The organism is Chloroflexota bacterium (genome assembly GCA_026713825.1).
Classification (GTDB): domain Bacteria; phylum Chloroflexota; class Dehalococcoidia; order Lucifugimonadales; family UBA1127; genus UBA1127.
In genome coordinates this window covers 1-15,923 of the sequence record JAPONS010000073.1, presented here as the reverse complement: position 1 = coordinate 15,923, position 15,923 = coordinate 1, and the positions used below count along the sequence as shown (strand labels likewise).

Annotated in this window: 15 protein-coding genes; 9 read left to right on the top strand and 6 right to left on the bottom strand. The window is 65.9% G+C overall.

Going from position 1 to position 15,923, the window contains the following annotated elements; translation table 11 throughout:
• Window positions 1-263 precede the first annotated feature (263 nt).
• Entirely contained in the window at window positions 264-1,538 is a 1,275-nt protein-coding gene (locus OXC99_09290) for a molybdopterin-dependent oxidoreductase (GenBank protein ID MCY4625174.1), read from the bottom strand.
• A gap of 25 nt (window positions 1,539-1,563) precedes the next feature.
• Entirely contained in the window at window positions 1,564-2,130 is a 567-nt protein-coding gene (locus tag OXC99_09285) for a hypothetical protein (GenBank protein MCY4625173.1), read from the bottom strand.
• 254 nt (window positions 2,131-2,384) lie between these two features.
• Here OXC99_09285 and OXC99_09280 point away from each other — a divergent pair, with 254 nt between their 5' ends.
• The 3 genes from OXC99_09280 (at window position 2,385) to OXC99_09270 (ending at window position 5,440) form a co-directional block, all read left to right on the top strand.
• Entirely contained in the window at window positions 2,385-3,425 is a 1,041-nt protein-coding gene (locus tag OXC99_09280) for a hypothetical protein (protein ID MCY4625172.1), read from the top strand.
• A 504-nt stretch (window positions 3,426-3,929) separates the two neighbouring features.
• Window positions 3,930-4,811 carry a class I SAM-dependent methyltransferase gene (locus OXC99_09275; GenBank protein ID MCY4625171.1) on the top strand — a complete coding sequence of 294 codons (882 nt, stop codon included), beginning with the start codon at window positions 3,930-3,932 and terminating at the stop codon, window positions 4,809-4,811.
• Between the two features lie 2 nt (window positions 4,812-4,813).
• The gene (locus tag OXC99_09270; GenBank protein MCY4625170.1) at window positions 4,814-5,440 is read left to right on the top strand and encodes a molybdenum cofactor guanylyltransferase; all 627 of its coding nucleotides are present in this window, start codon (window positions 4,814-4,816) and stop codon (window positions 5,438-5,440) included.
• A gap of 6 nt (window positions 5,441-5,446) precedes the next feature.
• Here the strand turns inward: OXC99_09270 and OXC99_09265 are convergent, their stop codons facing one another.
• From OXC99_09265 to OXC99_09250, 4 genes are read right to left on the bottom strand one after another with little or no spacing between them, the layout of a single operon-like run.
• On the bottom strand, window positions 5,447-5,617 hold the full coding sequence (locus OXC99_09265; GenBank protein ID MCY4625169.1) for a hypothetical protein: 171 nt from the start codon (window positions 5,615-5,617) through the stop codon (window positions 5,447-5,449).
• Between the two features lie 8 nt (window positions 5,618-5,625).
• Window positions 5,626-6,801: an amidohydrolase family protein gene (locus OXC99_09260; GenBank protein ID MCY4625168.1), complete on the bottom strand. Its 1,176-nt coding sequence runs from the start codon at window positions 6,799-6,801 to the stop codon at window positions 5,626-5,628.
• Window positions 6,802-6,848: 47 nt separating this feature from the next.
• Window positions 6,849-8,111, bottom strand: coding sequence for a Rieske 2Fe-2S domain-containing protein (locus OXC99_09255; GenBank protein ID MCY4625167.1), 1,263 nt, complete (start codon window positions 8,109-8,111; stop codon window positions 6,849-6,851).
• Window positions 8,112-8,120: 9 nt separating this feature from the next.
• The gene (locus tag OXC99_09250; protein ID MCY4625166.1) at window positions 8,121-8,348 is read right to left on the bottom strand and encodes a hypothetical protein; all 228 of its coding nucleotides are present in this window, start codon (window positions 8,346-8,348) and stop codon (window positions 8,121-8,123) included.
• Between the two features lie 692 nt (window positions 8,349-9,040).
• On the opposite strand from OXC99_09250, the gene OXC99_09245 reads away from it, so the two are divergent.
• The 6 genes from OXC99_09245 to OXC99_09220 all read left to right on the top strand — a co-directional run bounded on the left by OXC99_09245 (window position 9,041) and on the right by OXC99_09220 (window position 15,678).
• A complete protein-coding gene (locus OXC99_09245; GenBank protein MCY4625165.1) occupies window positions 9,041-9,616 on the top strand; it encodes a hypothetical protein in 576 nt (191 codons plus the stop codon).
• Between the two features lie 95 nt (window positions 9,617-9,711).
• Window positions 9,712-10,800 carry a cupin domain-containing protein gene (locus OXC99_09240; protein ID MCY4625164.1) on the top strand — a complete coding sequence of 363 codons (1,089 nt, stop codon included), beginning with the start codon at window positions 9,712-9,714 and terminating at the stop codon, window positions 10,798-10,800.
• A gap of 8 nt (window positions 10,801-10,808) precedes the next feature.
• Entirely contained in the window at window positions 10,809-11,381 is a 573-nt protein-coding gene (locus tag OXC99_09235; GenBank protein ID MCY4625163.1) for a thermonuclease family protein, read from the top strand.
• A 127-nt stretch (window positions 11,382-11,508) separates the two neighbouring features.
• The gene (locus OXC99_09230; protein ID MCY4625162.1) at window positions 11,509-12,885 is read left to right on the top strand and encodes an aspartate aminotransferase family protein; all 1,377 of its coding nucleotides are present in this window, start codon (window positions 11,509-11,511) and stop codon (window positions 12,883-12,885) included.
• A 424-nt stretch (window positions 12,886-13,309) separates the two neighbouring features.
• Window positions 13,310-14,821, top strand: coding sequence for an adenosylhomocysteinase (gene ahcY / locus OXC99_09225; GenBank protein MCY4625161.1), 1,512 nt, complete (start codon window positions 13,310-13,312; stop codon window positions 14,819-14,821).
• A gap of 509 nt (window positions 14,822-15,330) precedes the next feature.
• The gene (locus OXC99_09220; GenBank protein MCY4625160.1) at window positions 15,331-15,678 is read left to right on the top strand and encodes a hypothetical protein; all 348 of its coding nucleotides are present in this window, start codon (window positions 15,331-15,333) and stop codon (window positions 15,676-15,678) included.
• Window positions 15,679-15,923: the final 245 nt, after the last annotated feature.

Here is a 15,923-nt window from a genome sequence, read left to right as displayed (position 1 = left end):
CCCCCCCGCGGCGTTCGCGCTGAGCGCCCCGTCGTTCCTGCGCAGGCAGAGCCTGCCCCCGCGAAGGTGGGGGAACCCCGACGCATGGAGTCGCGCCGGTCTGTACGCGCGATTCGTGAATCGCCCGCCGGCCATCAGGCCGGGCCTCCGCCCCCGGCGGCGTCCCCCGCTGGGGGGATCTGCCCCTGATCATCCTCGCCCGCTGACCCGCCCCCGCGTCGTTCACCCTGAGGCTCTCGAAAGAGCCCGCCGGACGGCCGCCCCTACCGCACCCGCACCGGGTGCGGCAGCGGCTGGTTGAACAGGTACCCCTTCTCGTTGAACGGCGCTGCATCCGGCTGCGCATTCCCCGCGCCGTCAGTCGCCCGCGTCATGATCGTCCGCTCGCCCGCCGCCGCGTCCCACTCGAACTCGAACCGCGCCCACGAGTAGTCCGGCTGCGTCGGCGACACCTCCGCCTCCGCCCACGTCCGCCCCTCGTCGACGCTCCACTCGACGCGGGCGATCCGCCCCGCCGGCGAGTGCGCGTAGCCGTGGATGCGCCGCCGCCCCGCCGCGAGCTCCGCCGGCCACGGCAGCGCCAGCGCGCTCTTGATCACCTGCTCCGTCACCGGCACGCCCTCCGACTCCCCTACGGGCGGGTACGCGTCGCCGATGAGCGTGTACGACGTGGTGTTGTTCCGCGTCCAGAGCTGCTCGGTGGACACGATGATGCGCCCCAGCCACTTGATATTCGCGCTGCCCACCCACCCCGGCACAAGCGCGCGAATGGGGAAGCCGTGGTCCCTCGGCAGCGTCTCGCCGTTGAGCGAGTACGCCAGCAGCGTATCCGGGTCCATCGCCTTCTCGACCGGGAGCACAAACCGGAAGCCCTGCTCCGGCGCCTCGGTGTCCAGCCCCACGAGCATCACGCTGACGGCGTCGTCCCGGATGCCCGCCAGCGTCAGCACGTCCGACAGCCGTGCGCCCACCCACTCGCCGTTCCCGACGGCCCCCGTCATCCACTGCGTCCCCGACGACTGCCGCCCGTTCAGGATGCCGAACATCGCCCGGTGGTTGCCCGCACACTCCAGGTACGAAATGAGGGTGTGGTTTGGCAGGCTGCGGACGTCGTCATAGGTCAGCGTCACCGGCTCCAAGACCGCGTCCCCCTCGACGCTGAGCCGCCAGTCCGAGGCCTCTACGTCAAGGCTGGCCGGAGCGTTGTTCCGCACAAAGAAGTGGCTGTTGGGCGTAATGAGCCCCCGCATCTCCTCCAGCCGTGCCTCCAACCCCTGTTCGTCGCGCACGATGAATGGAGCGGTGTCCTTGAAGAAGGATGAGTCAGCGACCGGCTCGCCAACCGGCTGCGTCGGTGCAGCCTGAGTCCGGCCGCCGGACGGCTCCATCCCGACGCACGCGGCGAGCACCGCCGTCGCGCCCCCGGCCAGCATCAGCCGCAAGAACTGCCGCCGGTCGATCCCGCGAGAGCGGGCCAACTCCCAAAGCGGCTCACCGTCACCTCGCCGCGCCGCGGATGTGGACTCGCCTTCCGTCACGCCTGCGCTCTCTTGCCGGCCGGGCCTAGCCGTAGAGCGTGGCTGCGCCGGTGTCAGCGTTGTATCGGTGCCGTACGACGCCGGTCAGCTTCTGCCCTTCCAGCCGCACCACGACCGATGTCCCATCGAAAACGTTCCTCTGTGCGTGGATGACGCCGGGCAGGAAGAAGGCCACCTCGCCCTGGTTCTGCACCCACTTGGCAGCCTGCTCGAAGTTCGGCGCCGTCCGATCGGGCTCGTGGAACCCCCACCGCCACGTCGATTGCTGGATCGCGCCCTGGTACACGCCGTAGACCACCCACGACGCGCCATGGTCGTGGGGGCTCACGCCGCCCGTCGCGCCGCCCTTGGCCTGCGCGTTGCACATCAGCCAGAACCCCGGCGCCGGGTGCCCGTAGTCCTCGTCCTGGTACAGGCTCGCCGTCGCGGTGCCCGTCTCCGGCACGTCCAGCTTGCCGTCCAGCAGGTTCGGCACCTGCAGCAGTTTCGTCATGTGCCCGCACACCGCTTGCGCCTGCGCCTTCGCGTCATCGGTCTCAGCAAAGACCTGCCGCACGTCCTCGATAAACGCTTCCATTGAGTAGTCAGCCATGGAAAACCTCCGTCACTCCGCGTTTCGCGAATCATAGCCCATCCCGCAACCCCGCGCCACACGCCCCCTATTGTAAGGGCGATCCCTGTGGCCCCCCTCCACCATACCGGCGAATGCCGGTATCCAGAGGCGCTGAAGGGAGACCTCGCCCGCCCTGAGCCAGTCGAAGGGCCGGCCTGTTGCCCCCTCGTTAAGCCCGCCTCTACAATGCCAATGCCCGTGCCGCCGCCAAATCTCGCTAGAACGGAGCGCCCATGAAGATTGAAATCGGCGAATCCCTCGGCTATTCCTACCTGCGCCACGTCAAGGAGTGCTGGCTCGTCCAGACCAACTGGAAGCCCTCTCCCCACTGGCCCAGGTTCATGGACGACGCCGAGTTGGATGAAATGTTCGCCGCCATGAAGGCGCGCTTTGACGACGCCGGGGGCAAAGTCTTCAAGCAGACAAAGACCGCCGCCCAGTTCATTCAGCAGGCGGAGATTGATGTCATGGGAGTTGACAGGGAAGGCGGTGTGTACGCCATCGACATTGCCTTCCACGAGGCCGGCCTGAATTACTTGGGCGGCCCGGAGAACAGGGTGCTTAAAAAACTCCTGCGCACCATGATGACGCTCCAGGCCTACCACCCCACGGAAACGCAATTGCACATCACCTTTGCCTCGCCTAAGGTCAACCCCGGCGTGCAGAAGCCTTTGGAAGCCCTGTTCAACAACCTGGGGGCTGAGTACCCGGAGGTCGTGTGGGACCTCCTCACCAACGACGCTTTTGCCGAGCGGCTTCTCCAGCCCACCCTCCAAAAGGCCGCTGCCGTGAGCGACACCGCCGAGCTTTTCATGCGTTCTGTCAAGCTCTTGGATGTGGCCAAGCCGCAGAATCCCAAACCCAATGGACGCCAGTCACGGTCGCCAAACCCAGACCCGACCATCCAACCTCTTGTGCGCGATCTGATGCAGACGCTGCTTGAGGACCACCCCACCCTCCTTGAGGAGTTTGAGCGGGGCAACCTGATGGATGAGCACTTCTGCAGACACGAATTGGGTCTCCAAATTAACAATTTCCCGCTTTTGCGCCCACAAGCCGAAGGGAGGAAAAGCCCGGATGGGCGCGATCGGTACTATCAGAGGCTCTACGCCGGACGCTTCTATGTCTGCTCCCAGTGGTGGAGAGCCCACCATTTGTCCAACGCCCAAAGCCTCCTGCAATTCGTGGACGAACTCGCCCAGCGGAAGCCAAATCACCCCGGAATGTTGGCCTTGGAGCGGAGCCGGAAGGATCTCCAGGAGTACGTAGGTTGACCAGCTTTGGCGTACGTCACTTCAAGGCCCCTCTGTCCCCACCCCTCCCACCACCGTCATACCGGCGAAAGCCGGTATCCAGAAAAGCCCTGCACAGAACGTACTCCGCACCAAAGGAGGCGCCGTAGGGCCGACCCTCGTGGTCGCCCGATGCACCCCCTGGATCCGACTCCGTTGCAAGCCCCACCCTGCCGCCACCCTCTTGCGCGAGCGCCCCGCCGCTCGCTACCCTTTGCGTATGGACAGCGCCCTGCACAACATGAATCTCTCGCATCCAACATGGACATTGAGTTCTTTAAACAGCTATGAATTGTCTTGGAAAACAATCCGTATCTAAAACTGGCAATTCCAGATACACATTGTTTCTCGGATAAGGCATTTCGTTGATCCGTCCCGGCCTCTGGCATTGGGTAAGCACGGCTGGCCGGGAACGCGCCGCCGAAATAGGGTCAAAGCGCTCCCTCTTACAATCGACGCGTGAATCCCACCCCAAGGAGCACAACGATGAACGCAACCATCAACGCCTGGAAAGAGAAGCTCCTCGCCCACGAGCGCGAGTCCTCCGCCCTCCGAGGCGCCGAGGATCACGGCCACGGCGGCCACGGCCATGGCGACCACGGTCACGGGGGCCACGTCCCCGGAGGCCACGGCGGCTTCACCTACTCCAACCGCCCCCAGGACCCCTACCGCACCGACGACCCCGTCCTGAACGCCCTCTACGCCGCCCTGCCGCACGACGCCACCGTCCTCGACGTAGGCGGCGGCGCGGGCCGCTACGCCCTCCCCCTCGCGACCCGCGCCCGCCACGTCACCGTCGTCGAGCCCTCCCCCGACTCCGTCGAACAGCTGCAGACCCGCGCCGCGGAGGCCGGCCTCTCCAACATCACCGTCATCAACGAGGCGTGGGAAGAAGCCGAGGCCCCCTCGGCCGACATGGTGCTCTGCTCCCTCGTGCTTCACCACGTGGCCGACGCCGCCCCCTTCGTCACCCGGATGCAGCAACACGCCACCGGCAGCGTAGTCGTCGTCGAGATGATGGAGACGCCGGGCGCGCTGGAAATCCCCTTCTACGAGCGCGTCCACGGCTCCGCGCCCACCCCGCTCCCCGGCCTGCCAGACGTCCTCAACCTCCTCTGGGCCATGGACATCTACCCCGACGTTGCCATGTTCTCCGAGGAAACCGCCGTCCTCGACACCGACCGCCACGACGCGATGGAGCAGCTCCGCCGCCGCCTCAGCGTCGAGGAGGGCTCCGCCGCCGACGACCGCCTCCGCGCCGCCGCGGACGAGCTGTTGCAGGAGACGCCGGAGGGCTTCATAGTCAAGGGCGTGCGCCCCCGCCGGACGGCCATCGTAACGTGGAGGCCCTCGAGCAACGGGGCCTAGCCATGCCCGGCCATCCTGAGATCACGGGCATTGTCCTCGCCGGCGGCGCGGGCCGCCGAATGTGGACGCAACCTCGCGGGATGGGCGCCCCCAAGCCCCTCCTGCCCCTCGGCGGCCGCACCCTCATCGAGCACGTCATCGCCGCCATCGAACCGCTCGTGTCCGGCGTCATCGTCGTCACCAATGACGCTGAGTCAATGGCCTTCCTCGGCCACCCAACCGTCGCCGACGCCGAGCCCGGCCGAGGCCCGCTCATGGGCCTCTACAGCGGCCTCCTCGTCTGCCCTACGCCCTACGCCCTCGCCGTCCCCTGCGACGCCCCGTTCCTCGCGCCCGCGCTCCTCGATGCCCTCATCGCCCGCCGCCGCCCTGACGCCCTGACGCTGCCCGAAACCGAGCACGGCCCGCAGCCGATGCCCGGCGTCTACCCCACCACCCTCGCGCCGAGCATCGCCGCGCTGCTGGAGGGCGGCCGCGCGGCAATGCGTGACCTCGTCGCGGCAGGGCCAGTGGAGTTACTGACTGTGGCTGAGGTTGAGGCGCTTGACCCGGACGGCAGCTCGTTCCTCGACATGGACACGCCCGAAGACCTGGCCGCCGCCCAAGCGGAGTTGGATGAGCGATCCTAGCGGAAGCTACCCGCCCTTCCGCCTCAGCAGCGGTATCAGCAGGCAGACAATCCCCACGCCGAACAGCACGGAGCCAATGACCGTCCACACATCGCCATTACGCAGCCCGGACACTGTGAAGAAGACAACCCCCACCAGCCACAGCATCCAGCCCGCGAGTTCAAGCCGCCGGTTCAAGAGCGTCCCTACCCGCCGGCCGCCGCTTCAACCGGCGCTTCCACGCCGAAGAGCTTTGCCCCGTTCTCCCACAGGATCTTCCGCTTGGCATCGTCCGGGATCTGCTCCTGCGCAAGGAACGTGTTGACCGCCTCCGGGAAGATGCAGTCGGAGTGCGGGTAGTCGGTCGAGAACAGCAGCCGGTCCGCCCCCATGAAGTCAATGGCGAACTTGATCGGCCCCTCCTCCGGCTCCACCACGCAGTAGCCCTGTCTTTGAAAATACTCGCTCGGCAGCATAGAGAGTTCGTAGTCCATGTCGGGCGCGTGGGTCTCCCACTTGTCGTCCAGCCTCCAGAGGAACCACGGCAGCCAGCTCGCGTTGACCTCCATGAAGACCGGCTTCAGGTTCGGGAACCGCTCCAGCACGCCGCCAATGGTCAGCTCGGCAAGCTGCGTCATGGCGTGCACCGGCCCCACCATCGCGTTGCCGACGATCTCCATGTTCCGCTTGCCCCAGTAGCGGTGGTTGTAGTTGTCCCGCAGCAGGTAGTTGGCCGGCGGCCCGTGCATCCCGAAGGCCGTCCCCAGCCGGTCCATTTCCTGCCACAGCGGGTCGAAGTGCTCGTCGCTCAGGAGGTTGCCGTTGACCGCGCCGCCCGTCATCGCGACCGCCACCGCCCCCAGCTCCTTCACGGCCCGCCGGGCCTCGCCCGCGGCCAGCTTGGCGTCGTGCGGCGGCACCCACGCCCAGAACTTGAACCGGTCCGGGTGCGCGCTGCAGAACTCGGCCGTGTAGTCGTTGTAGACCTGGCACAGCGCCAGCGCGTGCTCCGGGTCGAGGTCGTCGTAGCGCACCATGCCCATCGCCACCGTCGGCATGAACACGCCGATGTCGATGCCCTCGATGTCGAAGCCCTCCAGGAAGACGTCCGGCGAGGGGTCCTTGGTGACCTTCATCAGCCCCGGGTTAGCCGCCACCCTGCGTTGACTGCGGCGGCGCACCATCGGGTTGGCGGTCGTCTTGGGCGTCTCGACCCCGTCCAGCACGATGCGTCCGCTGCTGCCCTCCAGGAAGCCGCCGTTCTCCGGCCGCACCACATGCGTCCGCGACCGGAAAGGCTCCGGCAGCCGCTCGACCCAGATCTCCAGCGGCTCCATCATGTGCGGCTCTGCGTCAATCACCCTGAACCCGTTCTTGGCCATGGCGGTCCTCCTGCCTTCCGGTTGTCGGGAGCCCTGCTCGATGACTCCTACCGCGCCAGCGCATGGCCGGGGTCGAGGGGGCGCGCTTCCTGCCAGGTGATGTCGGCGGGCTTCACAAAGTCGTCGCCGCGGATGAGCTCGAAAGGGATGCCGTGGTCCAGCCCCGGCGGCGTGACGCCCTCCTGGAAGTTGCGCACGGACTCCGACAGCAGCCTCCGCATGGCGATGATGGCCCTGTCGCTCGTGCCGAGGTGCTCGCGGGTGCGGTCGTAGATCGTGCCCATGCTCTCCTGCACGGCGTGGTCCTGCGTCCGCGTCCCGAAGATGCCCGAGAACCCCCGCGACTTCATCGCCTCCCGGTCCTGCTGGTACCAGTTGTCGCGGTTGCGCGCCTTGCGGAAGCCCGGCTCCAGGTCGTGGAAGCCGAACTGCTCGCGCCGGTCATGCCGCTCCTGCGTGGTGAAGGGCCGCTCCTCGTTGAAACCGATCTCCCACTGCCAGCACGAGTGATCGTCGCGCGGCACCCAGATGGAGAAGCCGTTGGTGCGTCCCGGTGGTCCGGGGATGTAGCTGTAGAAGGGCAGGATGTACGGCGTCATGCGCACGTACTCCTCGCCCGGCCCCGCCTGCCGGACTGCGGCGTAGCGGTAGCCGTAGGAGGTGTACTCCACCTCCAGCTTCGGCGCCGTGTCGGCCATGATGAGCCCGTTGACCGGGTTCCCCCACCCCGTCCGCACGCCGCCGTACGATCGGTGCAGGAACGAGGCGTGCGACGAGTCGATGCCGCCCTCCAGCCCTTGGAGGAAGTTACACTCCTGCAGCGTCTTGATGGCGCTCAGGTGGTCCTCCGGCACCTGCGTCCACTGGAACGAGGGGAAGGGCGGCAGCGTCGCGTCCGCGCCCATGTAGCACCAGACGATGCCCGCAACCTCGCGCGTCGCGAAGGCGCGCGCCTTCACCTTGTCCTTGAAGTTGGACGCCGCCGGCTCCGAGGGCATGTCGACGCAGTTGCCCTGCACGTCGAACTTCCAACCATGGTAGATGCACGTCAGCCCGCGCTCCTCGTTCCTCGCCAGCGCCAGCGACGCGCCCCGGTGCGGGCAGAACTCCTCCATAACGCCCACGTTCCCCTCGCTGTCGCGAAACGCGACGAGGTCCTCGCCCAGCAGCTTCAGGCGCAGCGGCGTGCCGTCGGTCTCGCGGGTCTCATGCGAGTAGAAGGCCGGGATCCAGTACAGCCGCATCATCTCGCCCAGGGGCGTCCCCCGCCCGGACTGCGTGATGAGGTCGTTTTCCTCACGGGTCAACATGGCTCCTCCTTACACATTGCGCTGGTTGTCCGGGGGCGGTCCGGGCGGCGGGTCGTCAGGCATCCACCGCCTGTAGGTGAAGGCGAATCCGGCCAGCGACAGCCCGAAAGCCGCAAAGGTCCAGTTCAGCAGCCATGTGGGGAACTTCGCCCCGGTGAAGTCTGTGATGATGAAGAACAGCATCACCACCCCCGTTCCCAAGAGCAGCCGCCCAAAGAACTGATGTGCACGCTTCATGTCTCGCCTCGTGGCGTAGCTGACGTGTTGACGGTGTGCAGTATAGCAGGGTAGGCAGTGCTCGCGAAGCGAATGGGCAAGTTTGTGGAAATAATGCGCCAAATGGCTTCTTGACACATGGATGCTGGTGGGCAATAGTGTCCTCACCCTTCGCAGGCTGGCTGCTCAGCGAAAGTCTCGCGGCGAAAAGACACTGCGCTCTTTTGCACCCGCTGGATGTCACGAGTCCCGATTTTGATCAGGCAATTGCTTGTGGTTTGGAGCCATTGATGCGCTCACCGACTTGCAAGACCCTTCTTGTGCTGTTTGTGGCGATAGCGCTGTCCGCCGCTGCCTGCACCTCGCCAGACGATCCCGAACAGCACCCCGATGTCGAGGCCACGGTGTTGGCCCTGTTGCCCACTGTGACCCCCACCGCGACGCCCAACCTGGACGCGACTGTCGAGGCTGGTATCGCAGCCACGGTCGCCGCCCTGCCCACTGTCCCACCAAGGCCGTCACCCACTGCTGCGCCGCAGCCGATACCGACCTCGGCGCCAACGCCTGCGCCTACTCCCATGCCCGCGCCAACGGCAGTCCCGGCGCCAACCCCCCGCCCGGTAATCGTGGTGGTAACGCCGACACCAATCCGAACCCCGGTTGCCACACCCACTCCCACACCGCTACCCACCCCCGTGAGGTCATTCGGGCCCATGGATATACAGCTCGCTCATAACCCCGGCAACGGGACGCTGGAATACTTCTCCACCGGGGTCTCCGTAGCTGACGCTGTCATCACCGCGCGTTTCGTCAACCCGTATGACGCTGAAGATCACCCCTTCAGTTTCGGCATCTTCATCCGCGTTCCTGAAGATCCCGGCGGAAGGGCCTTCGCTTGCCTGATCCATAGCAACGGCTGGGTTCCCGGGATAGCCTCGTACGAATTCGTGGAGGTCGGCCTGTCCTCTGGCTTGCCGCCAATTGGGACTGATGTTGGCAATAGAGGCCCTGCCAATGCTCTCGAGCGACAAGAAGAAGTTCCTCTCATGCGCCAGGGCGAAGGCGAGATCAACGAAATTGAAGTGAGAGTAGTAGGCCGGAGGCTGTCGCTGGTCATCAACAACTGGGTGGTTGGTGAGGCCAGTCCCATCTTCATCACCGGCGCCGGCGACGTGGCTGTCGCTACCGGAGCCTATGAGGACACCGAGCAAGCGGGAGCAGTAACCGAGGTGTTGGACTTTACGGTCCGCCCTGCCGAGGCCCACATCAGTTCGGTGCCCGGAGTCTAGCCGCTCCGTTGGGCGTCGACCGTGTCTCCCCCTCGCCTTGACCACCCCCATCGCCGGTGCTAGCCTTCCGCTACCGAGGCAGAAGGGGGTGCGACATGGCACAGGAGCCCATTTCCGGCAGCCGTTTGGAAGACCTTGAGCTCTTCTACGAGGAGGCCAAGCGCTACCAGAGCCGCCCGCTCTGGGTCGCCCGCACTGACCCGCAGCCGAAGGCCATCCCCTACCTCTGGAAGTACCAGGACTTCCGCCCCCTGCTCTTCCGCGCCGCCGAGATCGTGCCCATGGAGATGGCCGAGCGCCGGGTGCTCGTCTTCTCCAACCCCGGCCTCCTCGGTCGAGGGCCCGCCACCAGCACCCTCTCGGCCAACCTGCAGATCATCAACCCCGGCGAAGTCGCGCCCAGCCACCGCCACACCGCGTCCGCCCTGCGCCTCATCGTCGAGGGCGCCAGCGCATACACCGCCGTCGAGGGCGAGAAGACGTACATGGAGCCCGGCGACTTCATCACCACCCCCAACTGGACCTGGCACGACCACGGCAACGAGGGCGACGCCCCCATGATCTGGCTCGACGGTCTTGACTCGACGTTGGTAAACCACCTCGACGCCACCTTCCGCGAGGAATACCCCGAGGAGAGCCAGCCGCTCACCAAGCCCACCGAGGTCTCCCAGCGTCTCTTCGCCTCGGGCTCCCTGCGGCCCACGTGGGTGGGCCGGGGCAGCCTGCACTCGCCCCTCATCAACTACAAGTTCGCCCAGACCTACGAAGCCCTCTCGCGGCTCGCCCAAGAGACCGAGGGCAGCCCCTTCGACGGCGTCTGCCTGGAGTACACCAACCCGCAGACCGGCGGCCCTGCCATGGCCTCGATGGCCTGCTACGCCTCCCTCTTCCCAAAGGGCATGCACACCCGCGCCCACCGGCACACGGGCGGCGTCGTCTACCACGTCATCACCGGCAGCGGCTATTCCGTCATCAACGGCGTCCGCTTCGACTGGAGCGCAAAGGACACCTTCGTCGTCCCGTCCTGGGCCTTCCACGAGCACGTCGCCACGGAGGAGTCCGTCGTCTTCTGGTATACCGACACCCCCGTCCTCGAGCCCCTCGGCCTCTACCGAGAGGAAGCGTTTGAACTGAACGAAGGCCACCAGCCCGTCACCGCCAACTTCGCGCCGATCGCGGTGTAGTAAGCTACGTGCGGCCTCAGCGCAACAGACGCCCTGCGGAACGCGTCCGGGTGATCAACATCGTCGACGGTGACACGGTCGACGTCGTCCCTGCTGGCACCCGCCGCCGTGGTGAGGCTACCCGCGTCCGCCTCTGGGGCATCGACGCCCCCGAGTCGGACCAGCCCCTTGGCCCACAGGCCACCCGCGCCCTCAACGACCTCCTTCGCAACGGTCGCGGCGTCCTCCGTATGGAGACTTTCGCTTATGACCGCTATGCCCGGGCCATTGGGCTGCTCTACTATGAACAGGACGGCCGTGGCAGGTCTGTCAACCGCACCATGGTGCAGCAGGGCTATGCCTACAGCATCCGCATTCGTCAGGGCCAAGGAATGCGTCAGGCGCTGGGCCTTGAGGCCGCCGAGGTGGAGGCCCAGCAGCGGCGACTTGGGGTCTGGGGGCTGGCTGGCGGCGACCGCGAGCTCCCGTGGGCCTACCGCTCTCGCCAACGTCAGGCCGGCCAAGGGTGTCTCCTTCCCATCGGAGTAACGGTCGCCCTGATCCTCTCAATGCTCACTGCTGCCTGGACATTAATCGACTAGCGCCCTTGGCGTCTTGCACGACGACCGTACTGCCGCGTGCGCGTGGGCAAGCCGTCGCCCACGATGTATCATGAAGCCAGAACCCCGACATCCATCCGTCCCCCGAATGTTGTTGAGGAGGCCACCCATGGTCAAAGAACTCTTGGACGCCTACGACGTAGAAGACATCAAGACCATGGCCGCGGCCCACTTCTGGCCGCACAGCCGACAGGCCGGCGACATGTCCGACGAGACCGGCGTCAAGCTCGTCGTCCGTGGCGAGGGCTCCTACGTGCAGGACGCCGCCGGAAAGCAGTGGTTCGACCTCATCTCCGGCATGTGGCTCAAGAACGCGGGCCACGGCCGCCGTGAGATCGCCGACGCCGTCTACGAGCAGATGCTCGAGATCTCCTACACCCCCGGCGGCTCCGTCTCCCCCGTCACTGCGCGTCTCGCCGCCAAGCTCGCCGGCATCTCGCCCGACCCGGGTTCGCGCATCTACTTCACCAGCGGCGGCGCCGAGTCTGTCGAGACCGCCCTCAAGATGTCCCGCAAATACCACAAGAACAACGGCGAGCCCGGCCGCTTCAAGTTCATCGCCCGCCGCGGCTCCTACCACGGCGCCACGTTCATGAACATGACCCTCGGCGGCGGCAGCGTCGCCTCCGGCTCCGACTACGGTCCCCTCATGCCCTACTCCGTCAACATCGCCCAGCCCGGCGAGTACCGCTGCCGCCTCTGCCGCGGCATGAGCGCCTGCGACCTCGAGTGCGCCCGCGACCTCGAAATCGCCATCCAGGCCGAAGGCCCGTCCACGGTCGCCGCCTTCATCGCCGAGCCCATCTCCATCTCGGCCGGCGTCCATGTCCCGCACCCCGAGTACTGGCCCACCATCCGCGAGATCTGCGACAAGTACGGCGTCCTCCTCATCTGCGATGAGGTCATCACCGGCTTCGGCCGCACCGGCAAATGGTTCGCCACTGAGCACTGGGGCATCAAGCCCGACATCTTCACCGTCGCCAAGGCCCTCACCAGCGGCTACCTCCCCATCGGCGCCGCCGTCGCCAGCAAGCCCGTCGCCGACGCCTTCATCGGCGACCAGTCCGCCACCTTCCGCCACCTCATCACCTTCGGCGGCAACCCGCCCGCCTGCGCCGCCGGCCTCGCAAACCTCGAGATCATGGAGCGCGAGAACCTCGTCGGCAACTCGGCCCGCCTCGGCGAGTACCTCTTCGACAAGCTCCAGTCCATGTACGAGCATCCCATCATCGGCGACGTCCGCGGTGGCCTCGGCCTCCTCTGCTCGCTTGAGTTCGTGAAAGACCGCGCCACGAAGGAGAAGATCCCCGCCGATGCCAACCTCACGCAACTCGCCTCCGCCGAGATGAACAAGGAAGGCATCCTTGGCCGCGTCATGGGCGACGTCATGCACCTCGCCCCGCCCCTGAGCACCACCCGAGACGAGCTCGACGAGCTTGTCGAAAAGGTCGACCGCATCATCGGCGCAGTGGAGGCCCAGCTCTAGCCGCCACGACTCACCAGTCATATACGCCGGCCCCGAGGCGTCCCCGGGGTCGGCGCTCTATGTCAACCGCCCCCATCCCCACCCCGTCGCTCCTGTGCCGACAGGAATCAAGAGGGGAAGGGCGGGGCCGTTCGCCCTGAGGGAAATCGAAGGGTGAACGGGGGCTGCAAGCCCACGTGGTGCAGGGGGGGGCATCCCCAATCGCCACCCTTCCGCAATCCCCATCTCTATCCCGTCATTCCTGCGCAGGCAGGAACCCCGACAAACCCAAACCACCCGCCTGGCCAACTCCCCTGCAGGAACGCGTAACCTAACAATAATTCGCTACAACGCTGGTAACACTCATCTCTCCTTCGACATTTCCAATATTCCCGCTTTCGTGTAGACTGTCCCCATCCACTTCACCCAAAACAAGGGGGAACCTATGACGCAGTCCACCAACGCCGGTGCGCCCGTCTTTGCCGGGGAGCAGGTCTTCTCCGACCTCCCCTTCAAGGTGGCGGACATGTCTCCGGACACCGTGCGCTTCGGCCGCAAGGAGATCGAGCTCGCCGAATACGAGATGCCCGGCCTCATGTCCATCCGTGAAGAGTACGCCGGGCAGCAGCCCCTCAAGGGCGCCCGCATCACCGGCTCGCTCCACATGACCATCCAGACCGCCGTTCTCATCGAGACCCTGACGGCCCTCGGCGCCGAGGTCCGCTGGGCGTCCTGTAACATCTTCTCGACGCAGGATCACGCCGCCGCCGCCGTCGTCGTCGGCCCCGGCGGCGCCCCCGACGACCCGCAGGGCACGCCCGTCTACGCTTGGAAGGGCGAGAGCCTTGAGGAGTACTGGTGGTGCTTGCTGCAGACCCTCCGCTTCGAGGGCGGCAAGGGCCCCACCCTCATCGTCGACGACGGCGGCGACGCCACCCTCGCCGTCCACCTCGGCCACAAATACGCCAACGCCGGTAAGGTCGACGACCCCGGTCCCGACGCCTCGCCCGACGAGAAGTTCCTCCACGTCCTCCTCGGCCTCGTCCACGGCGCCGCCCCGGACTTTTTCCGCCGCGTCTCCAGCGAGATCCGCGGCGTGTCGGAGGAGACCACCACCGGTGTCCACCGCCTCTACGACATGCAAAAGGCGGGTACCCTCCTCTTCCCCGCCATCAACGTCAACGACTCCGTGACCAAGAGCAAGTTCGACAACCTCTACGGCACCCGCCACAGCCTCGTCGACGCCATCATGCGCGCCACGGACGTGCTGCTCTCCGGCAAGAAGGCCCTCGTCTGCGGCTTCGGCGACGTCGGCAAGGGCAGCGCCCAGGCCCTTCGCGGCCAGCAGGCCCGCGTCGCCATCACGGAGATTGACCCCATCTGCTCCCTGCAGGCCTGCATGCTCGGCCACGACGTCATCACTGTCGAGGACGCCATCGAGCAGGACTACGATATCTACGTCACCGCCACCGGCTGCACCGACATCATCACCGCCGACCACATGCGCCGCATGAAGCACAACGCCATCGTCTGCAACATCGGTCACTTCGACGATGAGATCGACATGGCCGGCCTCGAGCGCATGCGCCGCAATGAGGAGGTCGAGAAGATCGAGATCAAGCCCCAGGTGCATGAGTGGAAGTTCAAGGAGACCGGCCGCAGCATCATCGTGCTCGGTGAGGGCCGTCTCGTGAACCTCGCCAACGCCACCGGGCACCCCAGCTTCGTGATGAGCAACTCCTTCAGCAACCAGGTCATCGCCCAGCTCGAGCTGCAGGCCCACGCCGAGTCCTATGGCAAGACCGTCACCACCCTCCCCAAGCACCTGGACGAGAAGGTCGCCCGTCTCCACCTCGCCCGCTTCGGCGCCCACCTTACCGAGCTCACCCCCCGCCAGTCCGACTACTTGGGCGTCCCCAAAGACGGCCCCTTCAAGCCAGACCACTACCGCTACTAAACGCCAGGCCCGCCCTCCGTTCGTGCAACCCTTCGTCGGGCTCAGGGCGAACGGAGGGCGGGCCTGCCTCCCTGCCCTCCAGCCCCAGTTCAGCGCCCTCTGGTTCACCCCGGTGACAGCGGATTCACCACAGCAGAAACACCCACATACTCCCCGTCGACTTCTCGAAGCGGCTGGAGCGGTTCCAGGAGCATCCGGGTCCGTCATGGTCGGAGGTCGCCCGGCGGTCGGGGACCTATCGCCACACCGTGTGGCGCTGGGCCAGAGGCAGGGCTCGGCCACCTGACTACGGGATGAGACTGCCGTAACGCGAGAAGCCTTACTTGTAAATGAGTAAACCGGGTTCTCCCCGTTGCTAAAAGCGCAAATTCGACTATGATAGTTGTCAAGAACCATGGCTACCGACTCGGGTAGGTACATGCGTAACGGCATGAATCAGGTCGTCATAGTGGGAGGAGGAGCCGCCGGTTTCGCAAATAGGCAGCAAAGAGGTCGGATAGGCGTCAGGTATGGGTAGTGAATCTCTTGGTACCGCGATGGACGTCCAGGTCAACATGAGTGTGGCATTCGCAACAGCTGGATTCATGTTGCGGAAGGGACGAAGCGCTCGGCGAAATGCCGCGGGCAAGGGGTTTGCCTTGCTTGCCGAAGCACGTGCGGTGGAGCATTTTGCCGGAACTCTCCTCGACGACTGTGGCGAAGACCTCGCGCTCCACGATGCCATCGCCCCCTCGAAGATGAAGCGCCCCGGTTTTGGTAAAGGCATAACTACAGCCAGAATCGCGGTAGTTGAAGCAATTGGTGCTCAGCGGGCCATGGAGTACGGAGGGATGCCGGCCAGACCAACCGCCGTCTGAATCTCGCCAGGTGTGCATTCGCCATGACGGAAGAGATAGCTGAACGGGCCATGATCATGGCCGCCGCTATAGAGAGCGCCCGGCCCCCCAGCTTGCAGGTTGTAACGGACGTGGGCCAATGAAAGTGCCGTCTGACTACATGGCGGGCTACGAGAAGGCCCGTCTGATAGACCAGGAGACCGCGGACACCTACATCGCTCACACCCTCATCGGAGACCCGGTCATGGACGCGGTGGTGGAAGCGT